Here is a 5,553-nt window from a genome sequence, read left to right on the forward strand (position 1 = left end):
AGATTTGAATAAGAGACAGTTTCTGCTCTGGTCGCGGCAATTTTTGACGGAGGAGCTGCGCAACTCGGTGGTGCTGGCGGGGGCGCTGGGGGTATTTGCCCTGGCTCAGTCGCTGCGCTCAGAGGCAGGGCTGATGGCGGTAGTGATGGCAGGCCTAGTGGTGCGGCAGAAGGCAGCCATTGCCGAGCGGAGCGTGCGCCAGTTTCACGGCCAGTTGGTGGTAATGGCCATCTCGGTGCTGTTTATCTTGCTCACCTCCACGCTGTCCCTAAAGGCGGTATTGGCTTTGGGGTGGGGAGCCTTGGCCACGGTGCTCTGCCTGATGCTGGTTGTCCGCCCCTTAAGCGTGTGGCTGTGTACCTGGGGCAGCGATCTCAACTGGCGGCAGAAGTTGTTTGTGGCCTGGCTGGCTCCCCGCGGCATTGTGGCGGCTTCGGTGGCTTCTTTGTTTGCCATTTTGTTGACGGAGCGGGGCATCACTGGGGGAGATGCCCTCAAGGCGCTAGTGTTTTTAACCATCTCGGCCACGGTGACAGTGCAGGGGCTAACTGCCGCCTGGGTGGCTCGTTGGCTGGGCCTAGACCAAGGCAGTTCCACCGTGATCCTTGGGGATCACCCGCTGGTTGAACCCTTGGCCGAGTTGCTGCGCTCCCTCAACCAAGTCGTGGAGGTGCTGCCCTTGCCTTCGGCAGCCTGTTGGCGCCATCCCGCTGGCCAAACCGAGCCCAACGGCCACAAGGTTGGCTCTGCCCTGGGGGATGAAGTTGGCCGGCTGCTGCCGGGATCGCTGCAGGAAGTGGTGCTGAGCGAGTCGGCCCTGTTGAAGGCCGATATCGACCATGCGGAGACGCTGCTGATCCTGACGCGGGATCCCCAGATGAACTGGGCCATTGCCGAGCTGATGGTGAAACTCTCGGTTTCCGCTGCCATCTGGACGGTGTTGCTGCCCGAGATGCCCATCTTAGAAGGGATCCGCACCCTGCCGATCTCTTTTGCCCAACTGCAACGCTGGGCCGGCTACCTAGAGGCCAAGCGCGCGGAGCTGCGCTCGATTACCCTGCCCACTTTAGCGGATTTGGGCCTGAAGCCCTCCCCCTCTGCCGTGGCCTCGGCCCAGGAGTCGAGCTCGGCAGCGCGCTTAGCTCTGCTCAACCCCCTTTCGGCCCAAATAGGGTTGGAGGATCCCACCCTGGAGCGGCTGCGGGATCAGTTTGCCTACCGGATCAAAGCCGATCTCTGCCTGCCTTTGCTGCTGGTGCGCCCGCAGCGGGCAGGGGGCTGGTGGCAAAAGGGAGCTCGGCCATCCCCGGTAGGGCGGCTATTTTACCTGCCCAAGCCGGACATGTGGCGGCGCGGGGATTGCATCTACTACCTAGAGCGCCTGGCCAGCCCTGTAGAGGCCGCGGCTCCCTCTGCAAGAGATCCGGATTTGCCCCCAGCCGAGTTCCTGCCCCAGTATGTTGGGGGCGTCAAGCTCCACTTCGATCTCTAGGAACCTCGGGGCAGCCAGCAGCCACTGGGGATGAGGGGGCACCCCTGCACCTGCTCGGGCCGGCCCAGGTAAACCCAGGCCGAGGTGCCACTTTCCAGTTGCACCCACTGCCGCTGGTACAGCCGCGGGTGGTCTTCTAGCTCGTCCAAGCGGGGCAACAAGCTCAGGGGAATGCGATAGCACTCGCCGTAGAGCCGATTTCGGCCAGGGATCGCCATGGGGTAAGGGCCGAGATCGTAGAGGTCGATGTGGTTGAGGCTGTCTGTTCCCAAAAACTCCGCCCCTTGCAGCAGGCTGTGGTACTGGCCGCCCCGCCGCAGGGAGCCGTAGACAAAAACCACCGTCGTCTGTTCCATCTGGCTCTAGGAGGTGGGGAATTGGGGGGACTGGGCCCATTTTTGGCCAAGGCGCGGCTCTGAGCCGGCCAGCAGGCGCTCGATGTTGCGCCGATGGGCGCCGATTACATAGATCCCGCCCGCCAGGGCAAACACCCTATAGGGCAGGGGCTGAGCCGTTGCCCACATCAGCAGCGGAGCCGCCACCGCTGCCAGCAGGGAGCTGAAGGAGACGATGCGGGTGAGGGCAATCCCCAGCAGCCAGACGCCAAAGGTAGCCAGGGCCACTGGCCAAGCCATGGCCAACAGGATCCCTAGGCTAGTGGCCACCGACTTGCCGCCCTTGAAGCCCAGCCAGCAGGAGCGGCTGTGGCCAACCACTGCCCCCAGGGCAGCCACGGCCACCCACCACGGCGACCCCAGAGCCAGTCCCAGCGCCACCGCTGCGGCCCCCTTGGCGGCATCCACCAGCAGCACCAGCAGCGCCGGCCCTTTGCCCAGCGTCCGCAACACGTTGGTTGCCCCCGTCGAGCCGGAGCCCGCTTGGCGGAGGTCGATCCCGCCCCACCAGCGGCCCACCCAGTAGCCGGTGGGGATGGATCCCAGCAAGTAGCCTCCAAGGGCCGCAGGGAAAGCCAAAAGCCAGGCAGGCATAGGCAGGTCTTGAACGCTCTTTTTCACTTTGCCACAGGGCTTTCTTCTAGTCCCCCTTCGCGACAGCCCTGCGGCTTAGGCTAGCCAGGTTGACCTCCCAAGCAAGGCGCGGCTGCACAAAGTGCAAAAGCTGGCGGCGAATTTGCTCCAACCGCCAAATGGCCTGGCGGGATCCCTGCGCCCAGAAATGCTGCTGCAAGTAGTCAATCAGCCACAGCTGCGCCGGCAAATCGAGAGCAGCTACTGCCCTAGCTAGCTCCAGCGCCTCTCGCAGCGAGGGGGGCCAGCGCCTTAGATCCTGTAGCAGCGACGGCGGAAGGCTCTGCAGATGCTGATGGGCGGCCAGCGCCCGTCCAGGGCTGCCTTGGGCCAGGGCAATGAGCTCTGAGCGAGGGATCCCGGGCAGCTCCGGGCAGCCCAAAGCAGCCAACACTTGCTCCATCTCGGCCGAGCTGAGGCGGCGGAAAGGCACCGTCTGGCAGCGGGACAACAGCGTCGGCAGCAGGGAGGCCGCCTGGGGTGCGATGAGAACGATGTGGGCCGGCCCAGGCTCCTCCAGGGTTTTCAGCAGGGCATTGGCTGCACTTTCGGCTAGGGTTTCCGCTCCCTCCAGCACCACCAGCGAACGGCGGGCGCGCATTGGCCTACGGGCACAGAAGCGCGACACTTCCTGCACCTGTTCCAGGCGAATTTGCGGCGGGGAGCGCCGCTGCAGAGCTTGCGCCTCGGGGGCATCTGCTGGGATTAGGCGACCCTGATGGAGATAGGTGGGGCTGACCCAGTGGAGATCGGGGTGGGTGCCCGCCAGCAGCCAATGGCAGCCAAGGCACTGGCCGCAGGGGATCCTGGTGTTGGACTCGCACAGGAGAGCTTGAGCAAACCAGCGGGCCATCAGGCGCCGCCCCACCCCTTCTGGCCCTAGGAAGCAGTAGCTTGAGGTCACCCGCCCTTTCTCTAGGGCCGCTGCGAGTAGCTGCACCGCCAGCTCCTGGCCGACAATGTGCTGGGGGGGCAGAACCTTTACCCCCTCAACTGTCTCGGGGGCCGTGGGCTGAAGCATGGCAGAGTACCCTAATCCCGGGCAAAGCTACCAAGGGATCCCTCCGGGGGGCAAAGCCTCATCTCTGCCCCAGTTTCGCTGTTAGCCGGTGGGATCCAGCCGCATTAAAACTTGGCCAAATTCCACCGGCTGGCCGTTGCTCACCAAAATCTCCCTGACCACACCTGCTGTTTCTGCTTCTATCTCGTTCATCACCTTCATGGCCTCGATAATGCACAGGGTTTGGCCTTTGTTTACCCGTTGACCTACTTGGACAAAGTCCGCTTCTCCAGGAGCAGGAGCGCTGTAGAAGGTTCCCACCATGGGTGACACTACCTCCACCCAGTGGCTCGGTGGAGATTTGGGGGCAAGCGCAGGAGGGGGAGTCTCGGCAGGAGCAGAAGGGGGCGAAGCAGTAAGGGAGGGGGAGGGAGCAGCAGGGATTCCTTTGCGCAGAGTAAGGCGGAAATCCTTGCACTCCAGAGTTAACTCGCTAACATCGCTCTCTTGTAGAGCGGCCAGCAGAAGGCGAATTTCCTGCCAATTAATGACATCCAAGGGAAGTCACCTGTCCACAACAGCAACCTGGCAACGGGGAAGAGCCATCACTCGCGGCCTAGGTAGGTGTCCGTGCGAGTATCGACTCGAACCCGCTCTCCCACTTTGATAAACAAAGGCACCTGGATCTCGGCGCCGGTTTCTAGCTTGGCAGGCTTAGTCCCCCCTGTAGCTGTGTCTCCCCTTACGCCCGGGTCCGTCTCCACCACTTCCAGGACGACACTGGTGGGCAGCTCCACGTCGATCACCTGCCCCTTCCAGCGCAAAACAGACACTTCCATATTTTCCTTCAGGTATTTCACGGCAGAGCCCACCTGGGCGGTACTGAGCACAGCCTGCTCGTAGGTCTCCATGTCCATGAACACGAGGTTATCTCCTTCCGCATAGAGATACTGCATGTTCACCTTTTCGATGGTGGCAGCAGGCAGCATTTCGCCGGCGCGGAAGGTTTTCTCGACAACGTTGCCGGTCTGCATGTTTTTGAGCTTGGTGCGCACAAAGGCCGCCCCTTTGCCTGGCTTGACGTGGAGAAACTCGATGACTTTGTAGGGAGCGCCATCAATCTCTACAGAGACGCCGGGGCGCAAGTCGTTGCTTGAGATCATGTCAGCACGGGGTCTGTGGCCTAGCCTTCCCAATCTTACCGCGCCTGGGGGGTACTCCGATTCACCCCGCTGAGATCAATGGGCGGCTGCCGTCCGTACTTAGGCAACACCTCCTGCCAGGGAGGGTGCAGGCCTGCAAGAAAGTCAGCACGGGCAAGCTCTGCCAGCGCCAGCACAGGCACCGGCTCTACCCAATCGGCGGCATCGACCGCTAGCGCCTGCGGCCACTGGCGGAGAAGGGCCTGCCAAGCCACCGCCTCCCAGAGTTGATCGGCCACTTCAGCCACTACCTGGTCTGGGCCTACCCGATACAAACCGCCATACCGCTCCCCCCGCTTGGCATCCATGTGCACCGCCACCGTCAGGGGCTGGAGTGGGGATCCCTGCTCCTGCCACACCTGGCGGGCAATAACAGCCAAGGACGAGTAGCCAAACACGGGAATGCCCAGCTGCTGCCCCACCAGCCGCGCCACGCTCACCCCCAAACGGCTACCGGTAAAACTCCCTGGCCCGACGGCGACAGCGATCCCCGCCACCTGGGACCAGTCTTGGCCAGCCAAGAACTCCTTTAGGCACGGGTGCAGCCGCGCTGCCATCTGGCGATCTAGCCACCAACTTTGGCTACGGCCTTCCCTCTCCTTTCCTTCCAGCGGCAGGAGGGCTAGGCCCAAGACGGGCGTGGTGGTGTGGATCCCTAGAATCCAGCGGGCAAGCGACATGGCTTCTTTCAGGAGAGTTGACAGAACTTAACGGTTGGATTAAGGTTAGGTTGTCCATCTTCGCACTTCCACGAGGAAGTTAGGCTTTATGACCACTGTTCTCCAACGTCGCTCAGCTAGCAACGTGTGGGAGCAGTTCTGCGAGTGGGTG

General features: G+C 62.6%; 7 protein-coding genes. 1 reads left to right on the forward strand and 6 read right to left on the reverse strand.

The genetic code is table 11. The features are described 5' to 3' along the window. A partial coding sequence (locus NW833_RS11025) for a cation:proton antiporter (protein ID WP_414412495.1) occupies positions 1–1,492 on the forward strand: 1,492 nt, incomplete at its 5' end. Here NW833_RS11025 and NW833_RS11030 read toward each other — a convergent pair. The 6 genes from NW833_RS11030 to tsaB all read right to left on the reverse strand — a co-directional run bounded on the left by NW833_RS11030 (position 1,489) and on the right by tsaB (position 5,402). After that, on the reverse strand, positions 1,489–1,848 hold the full coding sequence (locus NW833_RS11030) for a gamma-glutamylcyclotransferase (protein ID WP_414396265.1): 360 nt from the start codon (positions 1,846–1,848) through the stop codon (positions 1,489–1,491). The genes NW833_RS11025 and NW833_RS11030 overlap by 4 nt on opposite strands. A gap of 6 nt (positions 1,849–1,854) precedes the next feature. Next, a complete protein-coding gene (gene plsY / locus NW833_RS11035; RefSeq protein WP_414412496.1) occupies positions 1,855–2,481 on the reverse strand; it encodes a glycerol-3-phosphate 1-O-acyltransferase PlsY in 627 nt (208 codons plus the stop codon). Between the two features lie 46 nt (positions 2,482–2,527). Beyond that, positions 2,528–3,541 (reverse strand): DNA polymerase III subunit delta', encoded by a 1,014-nt coding sequence (gene holB / locus NW833_RS11040; protein WP_414412497.1) that lies wholly within the window; start codon positions 3,539–3,541, stop codon positions 2,528–2,530. 81 nt (positions 3,542–3,622) lie between these two features. Beyond that, positions 3,623–4,078, reverse strand: coding sequence for an acetyl-CoA carboxylase biotin carboxyl carrier protein (accB, locus tag NW833_RS11045; protein WP_414412498.1), 456 nt, complete (start codon positions 4,076–4,078; stop codon positions 3,623–3,625). Between the two features lie 47 nt (positions 4,079–4,125). After that, positions 4,126–4,683 carry an elongation factor P gene (gene efp / locus NW833_RS11050; RefSeq protein WP_414396277.1) on the reverse strand — a complete coding sequence of 186 codons (558 nt, stop codon included), beginning with the start codon at positions 4,681–4,683 and terminating at the stop codon, positions 4,126–4,128. A gap of 35 nt (positions 4,684–4,718) precedes the next feature. Beyond that, positions 4,719–5,402 carry a tRNA (adenosine(37)-N6)-threonylcarbamoyltransferase complex dimerization subunit type 1 TsaB gene (gene tsaB / locus NW833_RS11055; protein ID WP_414412499.1) on the reverse strand — a complete coding sequence of 228 codons (684 nt, stop codon included), beginning with the start codon at positions 5,400–5,402 and terminating at the stop codon, positions 4,719–4,721. Positions 5,403–5,553 lie beyond the last annotated feature (151 nt).

It is taken from the genome of Synechococcus sp. O70.1 (assembly GCF_047462215.1).
Classification (GTDB): domain Bacteria; phylum Cyanobacteriota; class Cyanobacteriia; order Thermostichales; family Thermostichaceae; genus Thermostichus.

What these genes read in the sequence shown, in the direction of transcription:
- NW833_RS11030 (WP_414396265.1), bottom strand. Translation starts at nt 1,848, where the DNA reads ATGGAACAGACGACGGTGGTTTTTGTCTACGGCTCCCTGCGGCGGGGC.
- plsY (WP_414412496.1), bottom strand. Translation starts at nt 2,481, where the DNA reads ATGCCTGCCTGGCTTTTGGCTTTCCCTGCGGCCCTTGGAGGCTACTTG.
- holB (WP_414412497.1), bottom strand. Translation starts at nt 3,541, where the DNA reads ATGCTTCAGCCCACGGCCCCCGAGACAGTTGAGGGGGTAAAGGTTCTG.
- efp (WP_414396277.1), bottom strand. Translation starts at nt 4,683, where the DNA reads ATGATCTCAAGCAACGACTTGCGCCCCGGCGTCTCTGTAGAGATTGAT.
- tsaB (WP_414412499.1), bottom strand. Translation starts at nt 5,402, where the DNA reads ATGTCGCTTGCCCGCTGGATTCTAGGGATCCACACCACCACGCCCGTC.